Here is a 16,998-nt window from a genome sequence, read left to right on the forward strand (position 1 = left end):
CGGGAGGGCGGCCGGGCCCGGGCCGGGGGATGATCGGGGCATGGACGTCACCCTTCACCTCGCCCAGGACCCCGAGGCCGACGCGCTGCTCGGCCGCAGTCCGCTCGCCGCACTGGTCGGGATGCTGCTGGACCAGCAAGTCCCGATGGAGTGGGCGTTCAAGGGTCCGGCGACGATCGCCCAGCGGCTCGGCACGGACGACCTGGACGCGCACGAGATCGCCGCGCACGAACCCGAGGCCTTCGCCGCGCTCCTCTCGCAGAAGCCGGCCGTGCACCGCTACCCGGGCTCCATGGCCAAGCGGATCCAGCAGCTGTGCCAGTACCTCGTCGAGCACTACGACGGTGACGCCGAGGCCGTCTGGAAGGACGTCGGCACCGGCAAGGAGCTGCTGAAGCGGCTGGCCGGACTGCCGGGCTTCGGCAAGCAGAAGGCCCAGATCTTCCTCGCCCTGCTCGGCAAGCAGCTCGGCGTGCGGCCGGACGGATGGCGGGAGGCCGCGGGCGCTTACGGCGAGCCGCGGTCCTTCCGTTCCGTCGCCGACATCACCGGGCCCGAATCGCTGGTCAAGGTACGGGCGCACAAGCAGGAGATGAAGGCGGCGGCCAAGGCGGCGAAGGCCGCCGGCCAGTAGCGCCCACAGGCGTCAGCCACGTGGCCCGCCCCGGGTGGCGGGCCCTTCCGGCCCGGTCCAAGCATGGATCATGACGGTCCCCCGCGGTACCCGCCGGACCTCATGGCCGCGGGTGCTCGTCCTGCTGCTCGCCCTGCTCGTGCCGGGCGCCCACGCCGAGGCGCACACGGGGCCGACGGCCGCTCTCCCCGGGGAGAGCACGGTGGTCGAGTGCGACGTCCTCGACACCGCCCTGCGCCCGTCGGCCCGGGCCGCCCGGCGCACCGCCGTCCCGCTGCGCCCCGCCCCGCTCCCGGCCACCGGGCCCGAGTACACCGCACCGCGCCCCCTGCCCGTACCGCCGGGCCCGCCGCCCGACCCTCGCCCTCTGCGCTCCGAGGTCCTGCGCTGCTGACCGGACCGGACACCGGTCCCTCAGCCCCGCACGGAACAGGAACGACGAGGAACGACGAGGAACAGCCATGCTCCAAGACCCGTACGCGGTCCTGCGCGCCCTGCTGCGCGCGGAGGCCGCCCGCAGCGCCCCCAAGCCCCCTTCCCAGCCGGACACGCGGAAGCCGCAGCAGCCCTCGAAGGAACGAGGACGCGGCTGAACCACCCGCGGCCTCGGAGGCGGCGGAGGTAGCAGAGGCGGAGGCGGCGGGGGCGGCGGAGGTAGCGGAGGCGGAGGCAACGGGGGCGGGGGCGGCGGGGGCGGGGGCGGCGGCAGGGGCGGCGCAGAGAAAAGAACTACCGCCTCCGCCGCCCCGAACGCCGAGCCGTCCCGAACAGCGACCGCGTGATCTCCCGCCCGATCTGCGTCCCCACGGACCGGGCCAGGGACTTGAACACCCCGCTGCCGACCACCTGCTCCACGGCGGACGGCCGCCCCTCCTCCACGGGGGCGGTGGCCTCCCGCATCTCGTCCGGCCCCTTCGCCCCTCGGCCGCTCCGCCCGCCCGTCAGCCGCTCGTACGCCGACTCCCGGTCCACGGCCCGGGCGTACCGCTCGTACAGCGGCGATTCCCGCACCGCCCGGTCCAAGGCCTCCTGCCCGGCCGGGCCCATCAGGGACTCGGGTGCGCGCAGCCGGGTCGCGGCGACGGGCGTCGGGGCGCCCTTCTCGCTCAGCACCGTCACCACCGCCTCGCCCGTCCCCAGGCCGGTCAGCACCTCTTCGAGGTCGTAGGGCGACTTCGGGAAGGTCTTCACCGTGGCGTTCAGGGACTTCTGGTCGTCGGGAGTGAAGGCGCGCAACGCGTGCTGGACGCGGTTGCCGAGCTGGGCGAGGACATCGGCGGGCACGTCCTTCGGGGTCTGCGTCACGAAGAAGACGCCGACCCCTTTCGAGCGAATCAGGCGCACGGTCTGCGTGATCGACTCCAGGAACGCCTCGGAGGCGTCGTCGAAGAGCAGATGCGCCTCGTCGAGGAAGAAGACCAGCCGGGGCTTGTCGACGTCGCCGAGCTCGGGCAGATCGTGGAAGAGGTCGGCGAGCAGCCACATCAGGAAGGTCGAGAACAGCTGCGGCCGGTCCTGTACGGCGCTCAGCTCCAGGACGGAGACGGTGCCGCGTCCGTCCTCACCCGTCCGCAGCAACTCGGCCGTGTCGAACTCCGGCTCACCGAAGAAACCGGAGGCGCCCTGCGCCTCGAAGGCCGTCAGGGACCGCAGGATCACCCCGGCCGTGGCGGCCGGCAGACCGCCGATCGCCTTCAGCTCCCGGCGGCCCTCGTCCGAGGTCAGGAACGTCACGACGGCCCGGAGGTCCTTGAGGTCGACCAGCTCCAGGCCCTTGCTGTCGGCGTAGTGGAAGACCAGGGCGAGGGACTCCTCCTGAGTCCGGTTCAGCCGCAGCACCTTGGACAGCAGCAGCGGTCCGAAGCCGGTGACCGTGGCCCGGACGGGGATGCCGCGCCCGATGCCGCCCAGGGCGTAGTGCTCGGCCGGGAACCCCGTCGCCGTCCAGCGCTGGTGGACATCCTTGGCCCGGCCCTCGACCCGGGCGTCCGAGCGGCCCGGCGCCGCGATCCCCGACAGGTCACCCTTGATGTCCGCGAGGAAGACGGGCACACCCTGGGCGGACAGCTGCTCGGCGATGAGCTGGAGCGTCTTGGTCTTGCCGGTGCCGGTGGCGCCGGCGACCAGGCCGTGGCGGTTGAGCATCGCCAGCGGCACCCGGATCTGCGCGTCCGGCAGACACGTCCCGTCCCACAGCAGGGCGCCCAGCTGCAGGGCGGGTCCGGAGAAGGCGTAGCCGGAGGCGATCCTCAGGGCCTCCTGGGGGAGGGCGGCGGCGCGCTCCGACACTTCCGGAGCCGGGGCCGACGGCATGGTCTCGCGGTCCGGCATATTCACGCCCCGTTCCCGTTTCGTACCGCCTTGTGGGGTTTTTTTCAGCGTCGCACTACGGCGCCATGGCTGCGCCCGGAACGTCTGGCCCGGTAGGCTTTCCGTGTGATCTTCAAGCGCATCGGAAACGGCCGGCCGTACCCCGACCACGGCCGGGAAAGCACCCGGCAGTGGGCGGACGTCGCGCCGCGCCCGGTCCGCCTCGATCAGCTCGTGACGACCAAGGGGCAGCTGGACCTGGAGACCCTCCTCGCCGAGGACTCGACGTTCTACGGCGACCTCTTCGCGCACGTCGTGAAGTGGCAGGGCGATCTGTACCTGGAGGACGGCCTGCACCGCGCGGTGCGGGCGGCGCTCCAGCAGCGCCAGGTGCTGCACGCGCGCGTACTCGAGCTGGACTGAGCCCCGCCGGCAGCGGGTTGGCCCTTCCGGGTTCGTTAGATCCGTCTGGCCGATGTCGAATGATCATCTAGTAGGCATCGTCGCCCAGGCGCACTACGCTGCGCTCATGAGCATGCTGACTCCCCCCGGCATGGGCGGCAAGTACCGCATCACGGGCAACAAGCACCCCCGGATGCGCGGGCCCCGGCGGCGCGGCCGGCTTGTCGTCGTGGTCGTCGCCTCCGTCGCCGTGCTCGGCGTGGGCGGCTGGGGCACTCTGCAGCTCATCGATGTCTTCACCGGCGGCGGCGGAAAGGCTTCGGCAGCCGGCAACGGCACGGACTGCGCCCCCAGGACCAAGGCGAGTCCCTCGCCCGCCGCCAAGGCGCTGCCCGAGCCGCGCACGATCACGGTCAACGTCTTCAACGCCACCACCCGCAGCGGCCTGGCGAAGAAGACCGCCGACGAGCTGAAGAAGCGCGGCTTCAAGATCGGCGACGTGGGCAACGCGACCAAGCAGTACGACAAGAAGGTCAAGGGCACCGGTGTGCTGCTCGGGCCCGCCGCCGCGCTCGACACCTCACTGCCCGTGCTCGGCACGCAGCTGCCGGACGCCGAACGGCGTACCGAGGCGGTGCGCAAGGGTGCCGCCGTCGACCTCGTCATCGGCGACGGCTTCAAGGCGCTGGCGAAGAAGCCGGACGCCGACCGGGCCCTGACCGAGCTGGCCAGGCCCGAGCCGGCGGCGACGCCGAAGAAGGGCTGCTGAGGACCCTCAGGGGGTTTCCTACTCCGCCGCGCCGTACATCCGGTCGCCCGCGTCGCCGAGGCCCGGAACGATGTAGCCGTGCTCGTTCAGGCGCTCGTCGACCGAGGCGGTCACGACCGTCACCGGGGTGCCGGCCAGCTCGCGCTCCATGATCTCGACGCCCTCGGGGGCGGCCAGCAGCACCACGGCGGTCACGTCGTCGGCGCCGCGCTTGATCAGCTCCTGGATCGCCGCGACCAGCGTGCCGCCGGTGGCGAGCATCGGGTCCAGCACGTACACCTGACGTCCCGACAGGTCCTCCGGCATCCGCGTCGCGTACGTGGAGGCCTCGAGCGTCTCCTCGTTGCGGATCATGCCGAGGAAGCCCACCTCGGCGGTCGGCAGCAGCCGGACCATGCCGTCCAGCATGCCGAGCCCGGCCCGCAGGATCGGCACCACCAGGGGTCGCGGGTGGGAGAGCTTGACGCCCGTGGTCGTGGCCACCGGCGTCCGGATGTCCACCTGCTCGGTGCGCACGTCGCGCGTGGCCTCGTAGGCGAGCAGGGTGACCAGCTCGTCGGCGAGACGGCGGAAGGTCGCGGAGTCGGTGCGCTGGTCGCGCAGCGTGGTGAGCTTGTGGGCGACCAGTGGGTGGTCGACGACGTGGAGACGCATGTCCACAACAGTAGCCGGGCCGGGTGACACCGGTCGCACGGCAAGCCCGTGGGCGGGCTGTCACCCGTTTCTCCGGCGTCAATCGCCCGTCCGGGGGAAGGCGGGAAGGACGAACTGGGGGTGATGAGCCAGATGCCCGACCGGGATTTCCGAGAAGATCTGTCGCCGCGCGCATGGCCCGGGGCGGACCCGGCGGCCGACCGGACGGACGAGCCGGACGTGTCGTCCGCCGAGCGCCGCCGACGCCGCGCCCGCTTCCTGCGCGACCTCGCCGAGGCCCGCGAACTGCGCGACCGAGTCCAGCCCCGCCGCGCCAAGACAGCCCGCCTGCGACACGCCATGCGCATGCGCACGTTCCGCTGGTGAAACCGCCCGGCGCCGACCGAGGCGACCGCACGGGCGCGCCGACGGGACCCACGCCCGTCGATCGGTAATGTCCGCACGCATCGGTTACGCCAGCACGCTGTCCGACCATGGCCCCCGGCCGGGTCCACCAGTGACACCCGGCCGGGGTTACCGGTGCGCCCCGGGCTCATCCGTCGGCAGGGCTCCACCGGTAGGGCTCACACACGTTCCGCCGGTGGGACTCAGACGCTTCCACCGGGTGGAACCGCGCGCGTCCGACCGTGGGACCCGCGGCGTGTTCCGCCCGTAGGAAACGGGTGAGGAAACCGCCGGAGAAGATCACGAACCGCGCGGGCGTTGTCGCGGTGACCGTGGGTGGAGTGGGGGAAAGCCGCGTACGATCCGCAGGTGGCGGCAACGAGCGTGTGGTCAAAACTGCCGGACACAGGGTGCCGAAGACGTCCCCTGAACGCCTTGTTTCTGCCACGATTCCGAGTGGGTGGGGCTCGGACGAGCACTCCCCGCCCTCAACCTCCGCCGGGGGGACCCCCAACCGGCACGCCTCTGACCAGTGGGAGAGTCACGGTGTACTTCGCCGCACTGCTCGCGCGCACCGAAGACGGGTGGAAAGCGAGCGACACAGAGCTCGACGATGTGGAAACCCTGTCGGATCTGGCCGACCTGGCCCGTGAATCCTCCCCCGACGAGGACACGGTGCTCGTGCTGATCGAGCAGGAGGACGCCTGGTTCGGCGTCGTCCGCGTGGACGGCGAGGACGACCCTCGTATCTACGTCTCGGACGCCGCTGCCGCTGCCCGCAGCAGCTACGGCGAGATCCTGCTCACCGACGAGCTGCTCGGCCGCGCCCCGGACGACGGGGACGACCTGGACGCCCTCGACCTCGACGGCACGGAGGACGGTGAACCCGACGGGGACGAGGAGTCCGACGACGGTGACGCGGCCACCGGGTCGGCGGACGCCGTGCCGCACGGGCCGGTCGGAGACCCCCAGATCCTCGACGACCTCGGCGTCAGCGAGAAGGAGCTGCGCCTGATGTCGACCGAGGCCGTCACCGAGATCGCCGAGTCCCTGGGCGCCTCGGAGACGCTGGAGACCGTCCGCTGACCAGTCCTCCCGCCGGTCAAGGACCGCCGGATCCCGTACGGGACCCCTGGCGGCCCGCGATGCGACTCGCCCTGGACGAGGCCGCCGAGGCCGTCCGGGGCGGGGACGTCCCCGTCGGCGCCGTCGTACTGGCCCCGGACGGCACGACCGTGCTCGCGGCCGGGCACAACGAACGCGAGGCCGGCGGTGATCCGACCGCCCACGCGGAGATCCTCGCCATCCGCCGGGCCGCCGCCGAGCTCGGCCAATGGCGGCTCGCCGGCTGCACCCTCGTGGTGACGCTGGAGCCCTGCACGATGTGCGCGGGCGCCATCCAGCAGTCCCGCGTCGACCGTCTCGTCTACGGCGCCCGCGACGAGAAGGCCGGCGCGGCCGGCTCCCTCTGGGACCTGGTCCGCGACCGGCGGCTCAACCACCGGCCCGAAGTGATCGAGGGCGTGCTCGCCGGGGAGTGCTCACGGCTGCTCACCGAGTTCTTCCGGACCCGTTGAATACCGATTTCAAAGCACGCCGCACCTTGCTGTAAGGTCTCCCTCGGTAGCGTGTCCGAGCGGCCGAAGGAGCTCGCCTCGAAAGCGAGTGTGGCGCAAGTCACCGAGGGTTCAAATCCCTCCGCTACCGCTTGAGAAGGGCCCCGTCGCCAGACGGGGCCCTTCGTGCGATCTGCCCCTTCGTGTGTTCGCCCCTTCGTGCGATCATGTGCGCTGCATGGGACACCAGGGACAGGGGAGGCCGCGATGGCGGTGAACGCGAAGAAGGTCGCCGTCTACGTCGTCGTGGTCTTCGCGCTGTACGTGATCGTCACGGACCCGGCCAAGGCCGCCGACTACGTCCAGATAGGCTTCCAGGGCATATCGGACGCCGCGAGGGCCCTGGGCGACTTCGCCACCTGGGTCGCCAACGGAGGAAAGTGATGATCCGCCACCTGGTCCTCTTCAAGCTGCACGAGGGCGTCGAGCGCGACGACCCGCGCGTCGTGAAGGGCGTCGAGGCCTTCCGCGCACTGGAGGGCACGGTCCCCGAGATCCGCTTCTGGGAGCTCGGCTGGAACGTCAGCGACCGCCCCATCGCCCATGACTTCGCCATCAACTCGGCCTTCGACGACGCGGACGCGCTGCGCCGGTACGTGGAGCACCCCGACCACCAGGCGGGGGTCGCGCTGTGGCGCGAGTTCGCCACGTGGGTGATCGCCGACTACGAGTTCTGAGGCCCGCGGCTGCCAGCATTTCGACCGCACTTCGCGCCCCTCGTCGTTCCGACGGGGGGCTTCTCCGTGGCGCGAGGCGGTTCGAGAGGTATTTCATCCCTCAACACGTAGTTATGGGGTGCTTGCACACAGTGGACATGTCTTGTGATGCTATGACCGCTTTTGATGGAAGAGTTGACTGATGGGTTGACGGATGACGAGGTGGAGTTGACCGTGCTGGCCAGTACTGCGCCTCAGGCACCCTCCTCGGAAGCCTCCCCCGAAGCGACTCCCCAGCGGAGCCGTGGCGCGGACACCCGCGCCCTCACGCAGGTCCTCTTCGCCCAGCTCAAGGAACTCCAGCCGGGCACACCGGAGCACGACCGGGTGCGGGGGGCGCTCATCGAGGCCAACCTCCCGCTCGTGCGCTACGCGGCCGCCCGTTTCCGCTCCCGCAACGAGCCGATGGAGGACGTCGTCCAGGTCGGCACCATCGGGCTCATCAACGCCATCGACCGCTTCGACCCGGACCGGGGTGTGCAGTTCCCGACGTTCGCGATGCCGACGGTCGTCGGCGAGATCAAGCGGTACTTCCGCGACAACGTCCGTACGGTCCATGTGCCGCGCCGGCTGCACGAGCTGTGGGTGCAGGTCAACAGCGCGACCGAGGACCTGACGACCTCCTTCGGGCGTACGCCGACGACCTCGGAGATCGCCGAGCGGCTGCGCATCACCGAGGACGAGGTGCTGTCCTGCATCGAGGCCGGGCGGTCGTACCACGCGACCTCGCTGGAGGCCGCGCAGGAGGGCGACGGGCTGCCGGGGCTGCTGGACCGGCTCGGCTACGAGGATCCCGCGCTGGACGGCGTGGAGCACCGGGATCTCGTACGGCATCTGCTCGTACAGCTGCCCGAAAGAGAGCAGCGAATTCTGCTGCTGCGGTACTACAGCAATCTCACGCAGTCTCAGATCAGTGCGGAGCTCGGAGTTTCGCAGATGCATGTCTCGCGGCTACTCGCGCGTAGCTTCCAGCGGTTGCGGTCTGCGAACCGGATCGACGCATAACCGCAAACAGGAGCGAGAGGTCACCTGGGCGAGGGAATCGCTGATCAGGGCGTTCCCGGCGGTTGCGGGCCGACAGGCCGTCAGACCCCTTGTTTGCAGGGCGGATTCGCGTCTCAGATGTCGACATGTCACTACAGCGTGTTGCCGACATGTGACATTCTGCGGGAAGCGCGTTTGCCGGGGCTTCGGCGCCGGTATTCAGGTGAAGGCTGCGTTCCTCAGACGGGAGCGTTCGCCGCGACCGTCCCGCGACCCAAAGGGGGTGGCATGTCCGCAGAACAGGGCAGCTCGAAGGTGCTCACGCTCGCGGAGAGCGAGACAGCTCCCCATGCTCTCGACTCACTCGGCCCCATCGATGATGCTCCGGCACTGGTGGCCGAGCCCGTCCCGGCCCTGCCGGCCGCGGGCGCCATCGACACCCGCACCCTGTCCCGCTCCCTGTTCCTGCGGCTGGCCGCGCTCGACGAGGACAGCCCCGAGCGTGCGTATGTCCGTGACACGCTGATCGAGCTCAATCTGCCGCTGGTGCGGTACGCCGCGGCACGGTTCCGGTCGCGGAACGAGCCGATGGAGGACATCGTCCAGGTCGGCACGATCGGGCTGATCAAGGCGATCGACCGGTTCGACTGCGAACGCGGGGTGGAGTTCCCGACGTTCGCGATGCCGACGGTCGTGGGCGAGATCAAGCGGTTCTTCCGCGACACGTCGTGGTCGGTGCGGGTGCCGCGGCGGCTGCAGGAGTTGCGGCTGGCGCTGACCAAGGCGAGTGACGAGCTCTCCCAGAAGCTCGACCGCTCCCCGACGGTCACCGAACTCGCGGCCGTGCTGGGCGTGTCGGAGGAGGACGTGGTCGACGGCCTCGCCGTGGGCAACGCGTACACGGCGTCCTCGCTGGACTCGCCGGCTCCCGAGGACGACGGTGGCGAGGGCAGCCTGGCGGACCGGCTGGGGTACGAGGACACCGCGCTGGAGGGCGTGGAGTACCGGGAGTCCCTGAAGCCGCTGCTGGCCAAGCTGCCGCCTCGTGAGCGGCGGATCATCATGCTGCGGTTCTTCGCGAACATGACCCAGTCGCAGATCGGCGAGGAGGTCGGCATCTCGCAGATGCACGTCTCCCGGCTGCTGACGCGGACGCTGGCGCAGCTGCGGGAAGGGTTGATCTCGGACTGACCGCGGGTTCGGGTTCCGTGGCACGGCCGTCGCGATGCCTGCGGCGGCCTGTGGCCCTTTGGTGGGGGTGCGCGTAGCGCCTACTCGCCGGGGGTGGGTCGGGGCCGCGCCGGGGGGTGTCCGTCCTCGGAACGTCGCGATGGGGTGCCACGCCGACTGACTGTTCGTTGACGCGACAACCGCTGCGGGCGGACACCCCCCGACACGTCCCCTTGCGTCGTCCGGCGGGTGCGGGCGCGTCCTCGCTCCCGCCTCCGGCTGCCGCTTGCTGCCGCCGTCCCCGCTGCGGGCATGCGTGCCTCCCCCAGTGCCTTAAGGGCCTGGGAGGTGCCCCCCAGGGCGGCACGGGTGGGCCCGGCGGCACCCCGCTCCGCCGGGCTGCGCACCCACCCGGCCTCAGCAGAGACGCCGGGCGGCCGGAGAAACCGGCCGTGCTTGTTACGCCAGCGCCAGCCAAGCCACCGCCGCGACGATCGCTACGGCGACGACGACGCCGAGGATGAGGCCGATGCGCGGTCCGCCGCCGGCGCCCGTCGCCGCGGCCTGCCGCCCCTGCGGCGCCTCGTCGACGAACGCGCGGAACATCTGGGTGTTGCCGGCAGGGTCGTGATTGCCCTGGGGGGCCTGGTTGTTAGCCATGGCCCGAGACCCTAGCGAAAACGCCGGGGCTCCCCAAGTGGGGGTGGGCCTTCCGTTTGCCCCCGGACGACCGGTACCGCCACCCTCGCCACCAGCACATTTACTGACGCAATACTTGCCTTTGCCAAGTTTTGATGCCGCATTCACCTCCTTTATTTGCCTTCAGCAACCAACAGCTCCTATGGTTGCCCTAAGCAACGAAAGCGGGAGGTGTCATGGCCGAGAGGGCGCAGTACGAAGAGCTGGTCCGCCAGTTCAGTGCCTTCGGCGCCGTGAAGCGGGAGCTCGGCCGGATCATGCCGGCCGAGTGCCCTGGCGGGTCGGCGGCCGTGCTGACCCTGCTGGGCCGCCATGGCGACATGCGCATGAGCAAGCTCGCCGAGCTGCTCGCGGTGGACATGTCGGTCACCAGCCGCCATGTCGCGCACGTCGTGGACCGGGGCTGGATCGAACGCTCCCCCGACCCCGCGGACAAGCGCTCACGCATCCTGCGCCTCACGCCCGCGGGCGACGCACAGCTCGACGAGCTGTCCCGGCGGACCACCGAGGTGCTCGAGGAGCGCCTGAGCGACTGGTCCGACGAGGACGTCCGTCGGCTCACGCAGCTGATGGCACGGCTGCGGGAGAGCTTCGACTGCCGGCCCGCGTCCCGGGCGGCACCACCCGTTGTCGAACAGACCACCCGTACACCCGCAAGCACGTAAGAAAAGGAAGCCCATGGCAACGACCACACCAGCCGGTGTGCGGGCTCATGCCAAGCACGGGGGAGGCTCGCACAGCTCCTCCGGCGACGGCGCTCCGATGACGCACCGGCAGATCATGGAGGCCCTCACCGGCCTCCTGCTCGGCATGTTCGTCGGGATCCTGTCGTCGACGATCGTCTCCAACGCCCTGCCCAGGATCATCGGCGACCTCGGTGGCGGCCAGAGTGCCTACACCTGGGTCGTGACCGCGTCCCTGCTGACGATGACCGCGTCCACGCCCCTGTGGGGCAAGCTCGCCGACCTGTTCTCCAAGAAGCTGCTGATCCAGGTCGCCCTGGTCATCTTCGTGCTGGGTTCGGCGGCGGCGGGCATGTCGCAGAACCCCGGCATGCTCATCGCGTTCCGCGCGGTCCAGGGCATCGGCATGGGCGGTCTGTCCGCACTGGCCCAGATCATCATGGCGGCGATGATCTCGCCGCGTGAGCGCGGCCGCTACAACGGCTACCTGGGCGCCACGTTCGCCACCGCCATGGTCGGCGGTCCGCTGGTCGGCGGTGTCATCACCGACACCGACTGGCTCGGCTGGCGCTGGTGCTTCTACGTCGGCGTGCCCTTCGCCGTGATCGCCCTGATCGTGCTGCAGAAGACCCTGCACCTGCCCGTGGTGAAGCGGAAGGTCAAGGTCGACTGGGCCGGAGCCTTCTTCATCACCGCGGCCGTCTGCCTGCTGCTGGTCTGGGTGACCTTCGCCGGTGACAAGTACGACTGGCTGTCCTGGCAGACGTACGCGATGGTCGGCGGTTCGGTTGTGCTGCTGGCGGTGTTCGTGCTCGTCGAGGCGAAGGCCAGTGAGCCGATCATCCCGCTGCGGCTGTTCCGCAACCGCACCATCACGCTGGCCTCCCTGGCCTCCCTGTTCGTCGGTGTCGCGATGTTCTCGGGGACCGTGTTCTTCAGCCAGTACTTCCAGCTGGCGCGGGACAAGTCGCCGACGATGTCCGGGGTCATGACCATTCCGATGATCGCCGGCCTGTTCGTCTCCTCCACCGTCTCCGGGCAGGTCATCACCCGTACCGGGCGCTGGAAGGCGTGGCTGGTCGCCGGTGGTGTGCTGGTGACCGCGGGCCTCGGCCTGCTGAGCACCATCCGGTACGACACCGAGTACTGGCACATCGCGGCCTTCATGGCGCTGATGGGCCTCGGCATCGGCATGATGATGCAGAACCTGGTGCTCTGCACGCAGAACCAGGTGGAGCCGGGCGACCTGGGCGCCGCCAGCTCCACGGTGACCTTCTTCCGGTCCCTGGGCGGTGCCGTGGGCGTCTCGGCGCTGGGCGCGGTCCTGGGCAACAAGATCACCGACTATGTGAAGGACGGCCTCGCCGACCTCGGACCCAAGGGCGCGGCCCTCGGTCACGCCGGCACGGGCGGGGGCGGCATCCCCGACCTCGACGCGATGCCCGCTCCGCTGCGCACCGTCGTGGAGAGCGCCTACGGCCACGGTGTCGCGGACGTGTTCCTCTACTCGGCCCCGCTGGCGCTGCTCGCCCTGCTGGTGTCGCTGTTCATCAAGGAGGTCCCGTTGAAGACGAAGGGTGGGCTGGCGCAGGCCGCCGAGCCGGAGACGGCTGCGGAGGTTCCCGCCGCGGCGGCCGTCGAGACTCCCGCCTCGGAGAAGGCCGTGCCGAGCTGGGCCGTGGCGGAGAGCGAGGCCGTCGACGGCACCGGGGCCGAGGGCACGCAGCGGCTCGCCGCCGTCGCCACGGCGGTCCGTCCGGAGGAGGTCTCCGGCGGCGGCCACGGCGTCCCCGTGAAGGGGTTCGTCCGCGGCGCCGAGTCCGCGCCGGTGCCGCGGGCCGCCGTCACGCTGATCTCGCTGGCCGGGCGTCAGCTGGGCCGGTCCGTGGCACAGGCCGACGGCTCGTACGCGGTGGACGCCCCGGGCTCCGGGTCGTACGTGCTGATCGCCTCCGCCGACGGCTACCAGCCACAGGCGTCCACGGTCGTGGTGAACGGCGAGCCGGTCGCCTACGACATCCTGCTCAGCGGCACCAGCGGGCTGACCGGTCTGGTGCGGGCCGCCGAGAACGGGCTGCCGGTGAAGGACGCGATGGTCATCGTGACCGATGTGCGTGGCGATCTGCTGGCCAACGGGACCACCGGCGAGCAGGGCGAGTTCACCTTCGCCGAGCTGGTGCCGGGGGCGGTGACCGTCGCGGTGAACGCCGCAGGCTACCGGCCGCGTGCCCTGCCCGTGGAGGTGGGCGGCACCGGGGTCACCCGGGTCGAGATAGACCTGGACTCGGGCGCCCGCGTCCAGGGTGTCGTCCGCGCCCCGCACGGTCCGCTGGCCGACGCCCGGGTGACGCTGGTCGACCAGGCGGGCAACGTCGTCGGCTCGGCCACGACCGGCACGGACGGGGCGTACGCCTTCACCGACCTGGACGGCGGCGAGTACACCGTGATCGCCACGGGCTATCCGCCGGTGGCCACCGCCCTGACGGTGGCCGGGCGCGGCGACGACGCCCACGACATCGAACTCGCCCACCCCGGCGAGTAGCAACGACCCCGGCCCGTGACAGGTGGGCGCGCTCTGAGCGGAGGTGCGCCCCCTGTCGTGGGCCGGTTTCTTTCTGAGGAGTAGCTGAGATGGGACTGACCGCGAGGATCCGTACCCGGGACGGTTGGGCCGTGTCGCACGCGGTCGTCACGGTGGCGGACATGAGGGGTGCGCAGGTGCTGCGTGCCGAGGCCGACGCGGAGGGCGCCGTGCGGGACGCGACGCCGCTGGAGGCGGGGGCGTACACCGTCATCGTCACGGCTGTGGGCTACGCGCCCGCGGCCTCCAGTGTGATCGTCACGGCGAGCGGGCGGGCCGAGGTCGGCACGGTGACGCTGGCGCGGCAGGGCGGCACCGAACTGCCGCCGCCCGGCCCGTGGACCGTTGACCCGGCGCACTCCAGCGTGGCCGCCGTGGCACAGCACCTGGGCATCTCCAGCGTGCACGGCCGGTTCACGGAGTTCTCCGGCTCGATCGAGATCGCCCCGGACGATGTCACCAAGTCCCGTGTGGAGGCGGTGATCCGGGCCGCGTCCGTCGACACCGGCAACAGCATGCGCGACGGGCACCTGAAGTCGCCGGACTTCCTCGACGTCGAGCGGTTCCCCGAGATCACCTACCGGTCGACCGGGCTGACGGCGGCCGGGTCCGACCGGTGGACCGTGCATGGGGAGCTGGGCATGCACGGTGTCGTGCGGCCCGTGGATCTCGATCTGGCCTACCTCGGCACGGGTCCGGACCCATGGGGCGGTACCCGGGCCGCGTTCCGCGCCACGACCGAACTGCACCGCGAGGACTTCGCGATGAACTACAACCAGGTCCTGCAGGCCGGCATCGCCGCCATCGGTACGACGCTCAAGGTGGAGCTGGACATCCAGGCCGTGCAGGGCGAGTCACTTCCGGCGGTCTGAGGCCGGGCCCGCCGGCCGGGACACTCTGGCCACCAACTGGTCGCACAGATCGCGGAGTTTGACGTTCCGGTCCTGTGAGATCCGGCGCAGCCGCTCCAGCGCGACACGCGCCTCGATCCGCTCCCGGGCCATGAGGATGCCGATCGCCTGGTCGATGACGCTGCGGGAGAGCAGCGCGGTGCGCACATCGGCCGCGGACTGGCGCCCGCGTTCGATCCGCAGCGCCACGTCGATCGCGTCCCCGGCCCGTTCCGCGAACGCACGGGCCGCCTCCCGGCCCGCCGCCAGCGCCCCGGGACGCTCGCCGTAGAAGTTGAGCGCCGCGCCCGTCTCGCCCTCGAGGTCGATGGGCACGGCCAGCACACACCCGACGCCCACGGACAGCGCGAACCGCGTGTAGGCCGGCCAGCGGGACTCCGTCGACAGATCGGGGGCGTACTGCTCGGCGCCGGTCTCGGCGGCCTCGACGCAGGGTCCCGAACCGTTCTCGTACTGGCGCAGATCCAGGCCGCTGGGCAGGCCGTCACTGCCGGCCAGGGTGAGCAGCCGCCCGGCACGGCGCACCGTGATACTGCACGCGGTGGCGCCGGGCACCTCTCGCATCGCACGGTCGGTCAGATCGTGCAGCAGGGTGTCGAGACCACTGCTGCGCACCATCGCCTGGTCCAGCGTGTCGGACGTCTCGGAAGTCATGACCGTACGGGTATCCCGTCGCCGCCCGCGCACGCCCCCGACGTGACCGGCTCGCCTCAGGTGGTGTTGTGGGTGCTGACGATGCGGCGGGCGAGTTCGCGCAGTTTCACGTTCTCCCGCTGGGAGGCCCGCACCAGGCTCTCGAAGGCCGCGGCCGCGTCGATGCCCTGACGTTCCATGAGGATGCCGGTGGCCTGGCCGATCAGGTCCCGGGTGTGCATGGCCTCGGTGAGCTGCTCGCGCTCGGTCGCCGAGGCCAGGGCGATGCTGACGTGCGCGGTGAACAGCTGGCCGATGCGCGTCGCGTCCTCGTCGAAGACGCCCGGCTTGCGCGCGTAGGCCGTGAGCACGGTCAGCCGGCGGCGGTCGGCGCGCAGCCGCAGCGACAGCGCCGAGCGCAGCCCCAGGGCCGACAGCACGTCCCAGCCGTCGTCCGTCTCGCTGTCCCCTATCCGCGCCACCGGGGTGTTCCACAACCGCTCCCAGTGCCCGTGCGGTTCGCGGCCGGTGTGCCGGGCCTCGGCGGAGCGCACGACCTCGTCGGTCCAGGCGAGCGTGCGGAGCTGGCTGCCGCGCTCGAGCACGGAGACGCCGGCGTGCTCGGCCCCGGGCATGAGGTGCACGGCCAGCCGTACGGCCGTGCGCAGGGTGTTGTGGGGAGTGAGCGTCTCGTGCAGCTGCTGAGACGCCACCGTCAGGGCATCGGCCAGCTCGAAGCCAACCGGAAAACGGGGCAAATCAGGAAAGTCGGACGCAGCCACCACGAACCTCTTCGGCATGCACGGCCATGGCCGTGCGCAGGAGAGCTCCGCAGCACATTCCCGACTGCGAGCACAGGACGGACAGCACTCTAGCTGCTCGGTTGCGTCCAGGTGACGTCCGGCCGACGGCCACGACAGGCGCTTCCGCACCCGTACCCCGGCGTGGTGGAATGGGCCCACGGGTCAGGAAGCGGCCTTACCGGAATCCGGACGAACGTCTGCCAGGTGAGTGCTGTGACTTTCATCCCGAATCCCACCGAACCGCGGGACCTGCCCGGCCGTGTCTGCCTCACCATGCCCGCGGAGATCGACTTCTGCAACGCCGCCGAGCTGCTGCCGCTCATCATGTCCGCGGCGCGGGACCGTGGTGACCGGCTGGAACTGCTCGTCCTCGACCTCTCCTGCACGTCCTTCATGGACTCCCAGGGCGTCCGCCTCATCAACGACATCCGCCACCGGCTGCGCCCCGGGGCCCGGGTGCGCCTGGTCGCCCGGCCCGACGGCGTCACGAGCAGCGTCCTGGAGCTGACCGGGCTGCGCCGCGACGTCCCCGTGTACGACAACCTCGCGGAGGCGATGGCGTCGTAGGCTGCCGCCCATGGCACCGAACATCGCGACGAACACCCGTGTCTCCCTCGACGAGTTGCTCGACTTCGTACGCCCACGGCACCACGCGATCCTGCTGACCCGCCGGGCCGATGAGGGCCCCCAGGGCTCGCCGCTGACCTGCGGCGTCGACGACTCCGGCCGGATCGTGGTCTCCACGTACCCGGAGCGGGCCAAGACCCGCAACGCCAAGCGGGACCCGCGCGTGAGCCTGATCGTCCTGAGCGACGACTGGAACGGCCCGTGGGTGCAGATCGACGGCACCGCCGAGGTCGTCGACACCCCCGACTCCATCGAACCGCTCGTGGAGTACTACCGGAACATCGCCGGTGAGCACCCCGACTGGGACGAGTACCGCGCGGCCATGGCCAAGCAGGGCAAGTCGATCATCCGGATCACACCGGAGCGCTGGGGGCCGGTGGCCACCGGCGGGTTCCCGGCGCGGCTGGTGGAAGGAGACTGAA

At 70.9% G+C, this 16,998-nt stretch carries 22 protein-coding genes and 1 tRNA gene; 18 read left to right on the forward strand and 5 right to left on the reverse strand.

The window, feature by feature from the left end; genetic code table 11:
* The first annotated feature begins 40 nt into the window (after positions 1 to 40).
* The 3 genes from AC07DF_RS11915 to AC07DF_RS11925 all read left to right on the forward strand — a co-directional run bounded on the left by AC07DF_RS11915 (position 41) and on the right by AC07DF_RS11925 (position 1,227).
* Positions 41 to 634, forward strand: a complete 594-nt coding sequence (locus AC07DF_RS11915) for an HhH-GPD-type base excision DNA repair protein (protein ID WP_478969637.1) — start codon at positions 41 to 43, stop codon at positions 632 to 634.
* 70 nt (positions 635 to 704) lie between these two features.
* Positions 705 to 1,028, forward strand: coding sequence for a hypothetical protein (locus AC07DF_RS11920; protein WP_478969639.1), 324 nt, complete (start codon positions 705 to 707; stop codon positions 1,026 to 1,028).
* 67 nt (positions 1,029 to 1,095) lie between these two features.
* Positions 1,096 to 1,227, forward strand: coding sequence for a hypothetical protein (locus AC07DF_RS11925; RefSeq protein WP_478969641.1), 132 nt, complete (start codon positions 1,096 to 1,098; stop codon positions 1,225 to 1,227).
* A 136-nt stretch (positions 1,228 to 1,363) separates the two neighbouring features.
* Here the strand turns inward: AC07DF_RS11925 and AC07DF_RS11930 are convergent, their stop codons facing one another.
* On the reverse strand, positions 1,364 to 2,965 hold the full coding sequence (locus tag AC07DF_RS11930; RefSeq protein WP_478970946.1) for a helicase HerA-like domain-containing protein: 1,602 nt from the start codon (positions 2,963 to 2,965) through the stop codon (positions 1,364 to 1,366).
* 105 nt (positions 2,966 to 3,070) lie between these two features.
* On the opposite strand from AC07DF_RS11930, the gene AC07DF_RS11935 reads away from it, so the two are divergent.
* The gene (locus AC07DF_RS11935) at positions 3,071 to 3,367 is read left to right on the forward strand and encodes a type II toxin-antitoxin system VapB family antitoxin (RefSeq protein WP_003999914.1); all 297 of its coding nucleotides are present in this window, start codon (positions 3,071 to 3,073) and stop codon (positions 3,365 to 3,367) included.
* Positions 3,368 to 3,497: 130 nt separating this feature from the next.
* Positions 3,498 to 4,115 (forward strand): LytR C-terminal domain-containing protein, encoded by a 618-nt coding sequence (locus AC07DF_RS11940; protein ID WP_478970948.1) that lies wholly within the window; start codon positions 3,498 to 3,500, stop codon positions 4,113 to 4,115.
* An 18-nt stretch (positions 4,116 to 4,133) separates the two neighbouring features.
* Here AC07DF_RS11940 and upp read toward each other — a convergent pair whose 3' ends face one another.
* Entirely contained in the window at positions 4,134 to 4,769 is a 636-nt protein-coding gene (gene upp, locus AC07DF_RS11945) for a uracil phosphoribosyltransferase (protein ID WP_189727300.1), read from the reverse strand.
* Positions 4,770 to 4,901: 132 nt separating this feature from the next.
* On the opposite strand from upp, the gene AC07DF_RS11950 reads away from it, so the two are divergent.
* From AC07DF_RS11950 to AC07DF_RS11985, 8 genes are all read left to right on the forward strand, one after another.
* Positions 4,902 to 5,135 carry a hypothetical protein gene (locus tag AC07DF_RS11950; RefSeq protein ID WP_399022467.1) on the forward strand — a complete coding sequence of 78 codons (234 nt, stop codon included), beginning with the start codon at positions 4,902 to 4,904 and terminating at the stop codon, positions 5,133 to 5,135.
* Positions 5,136 to 5,699: 564 nt separating this feature from the next.
* Entirely contained in the window at positions 5,700 to 6,239 is a 540-nt protein-coding gene (locus AC07DF_RS11955; RefSeq protein WP_478969644.1) for a tRNA adenosine deaminase-associated protein, read from the forward strand.
* Between the two features lie 59 nt (positions 6,240 to 6,298).
* The gene (gene tadA / locus AC07DF_RS11960) at positions 6,299 to 6,730 is read left to right on the forward strand and encodes a tRNA adenosine(34) deaminase TadA (protein ID WP_478969646.1); all 432 of its coding nucleotides are present in this window, start codon (positions 6,299 to 6,301) and stop codon (positions 6,728 to 6,730) included.
* Between the two features lie 45 nt (positions 6,731 to 6,775).
* A tRNA-Ser gene (locus AC07DF_RS11965) sits at positions 6,776 to 6,860 on the forward strand.
* Positions 6,861 to 6,976: 116 nt separating this feature from the next.
* Positions 6,977 to 7,153, forward strand: a complete 177-nt coding sequence (locus tag AC07DF_RS11970; protein WP_193482975.1) for a hypothetical protein — start codon at positions 6,977 to 6,979, stop codon at positions 7,151 to 7,153.
* The gene (locus AC07DF_RS11975; RefSeq protein ID WP_478969648.1) at positions 7,153 to 7,446 is read left to right on the forward strand and encodes a Dabb family protein; all 294 of its coding nucleotides are present in this window, start codon (positions 7,153 to 7,155) and stop codon (positions 7,444 to 7,446) included. Before AC07DF_RS11970 ends, AC07DF_RS11975 begins: the two co-directional genes overlap by 1 nt.
* Positions 7,447 to 7,611: 165 nt before the next feature.
* Positions 7,612 to 8,490: an RNA polymerase sigma factor SigF gene (locus AC07DF_RS11980; RefSeq protein ID WP_478969650.1), complete on the forward strand. Its 879-nt coding sequence runs from the start codon at positions 7,612 to 7,614 to the stop codon at positions 8,488 to 8,490.
* A gap of 267 nt (positions 8,491 to 8,757) precedes the next feature.
* Positions 8,758 to 9,660 (forward strand): RNA polymerase sigma factor SigF, encoded by a 903-nt coding sequence (locus AC07DF_RS11985; protein WP_478969652.1) that lies wholly within the window; start codon positions 8,758 to 8,760, stop codon positions 9,658 to 9,660.
* Between the two features lie 438 nt (positions 9,661 to 10,098).
* On the opposite strand, the gene AC07DF_RS11990 is transcribed toward AC07DF_RS11985, so the two are convergent.
* Complete coding sequence (locus tag AC07DF_RS11990) at positions 10,099 to 10,299, reverse strand: hypothetical protein (protein ID WP_454364940.1); 201 nt, start codon at positions 10,297 to 10,299, stop codon at positions 10,099 to 10,101.
* Positions 10,300 to 10,514: 215 nt separating this feature from the next.
* Here AC07DF_RS11990 and AC07DF_RS11995 point away from each other — a divergent pair, with 215 nt between their 5' ends.
* The 3 genes from AC07DF_RS11995 (at position 10,515) to AC07DF_RS12005 (ending at position 14,474) form a co-directional block, all read left to right on the forward strand.
* Positions 10,515 to 11,003, forward strand: a complete 489-nt coding sequence (locus AC07DF_RS11995) for a MarR family winged helix-turn-helix transcriptional regulator (protein ID WP_478969654.1) — start codon at positions 10,515 to 10,517, stop codon at positions 11,001 to 11,003.
* 97 nt (positions 11,004 to 11,100) lie between these two features.
* Entirely contained in the window at positions 11,101 to 13,563 is a 2,463-nt protein-coding gene (locus AC07DF_RS12000; protein WP_478970951.1) for an MFS transporter, read from the forward strand.
* 89 nt (positions 13,564 to 13,652) lie between these two features.
* Positions 13,653 to 14,474, forward strand: a complete 822-nt coding sequence (locus AC07DF_RS12005; RefSeq protein WP_478969656.1) for a YceI family protein — start codon at positions 13,653 to 13,655, stop codon at positions 14,472 to 14,474.
* On the opposite strand, the gene AC07DF_RS12010 is transcribed toward AC07DF_RS12005, so the two are convergent.
* The gene (locus tag AC07DF_RS12010) at positions 14,457 to 15,167 is read right to left on the reverse strand and encodes an ANTAR domain-containing protein (RefSeq protein WP_478969658.1); all 711 of its coding nucleotides are present in this window, start codon (positions 15,165 to 15,167) and stop codon (positions 14,457 to 14,459) included. The two genes, AC07DF_RS12005 and AC07DF_RS12010, sit on opposite strands and share 18 nt — an antisense overlap.
* Before the next feature lie 56 nt (positions 15,168 to 15,223).
* The gene (locus AC07DF_RS12015) at positions 15,224 to 15,946 is read right to left on the reverse strand and encodes an ANTAR domain-containing protein (protein ID WP_478969660.1); all 723 of its coding nucleotides are present in this window, start codon (positions 15,944 to 15,946) and stop codon (positions 15,224 to 15,226) included.
* Positions 15,947 to 16,162: 216 nt separating this feature from the next.
* Here AC07DF_RS12015 and AC07DF_RS12020 point away from each other — a divergent pair, with 216 nt between their 5' ends.
* Both AC07DF_RS12020 and AC07DF_RS12025 read left to right on the forward strand, forming a co-directional pair.
* On the forward strand, positions 16,163 to 16,516 hold the full coding sequence (locus AC07DF_RS12020; RefSeq protein ID WP_478970953.1) for an STAS domain-containing protein: 354 nt from the start codon (positions 16,163 to 16,165) through the stop codon (positions 16,514 to 16,516).
* Between the two features lie 10 nt (positions 16,517 to 16,526).
* On the forward strand, positions 16,527 to 16,997 hold the full coding sequence (locus AC07DF_RS12025; protein WP_432962407.1) for a PPOX class F420-dependent oxidoreductase: 471 nt from the start codon (positions 16,527 to 16,529) through the stop codon (positions 16,995 to 16,997).
* Position 16,998: the final 1 nt, after the last annotated feature.

It is taken from the genome of Streptomyces sp. NPDC044719 (genome assembly GCF_056433405.1).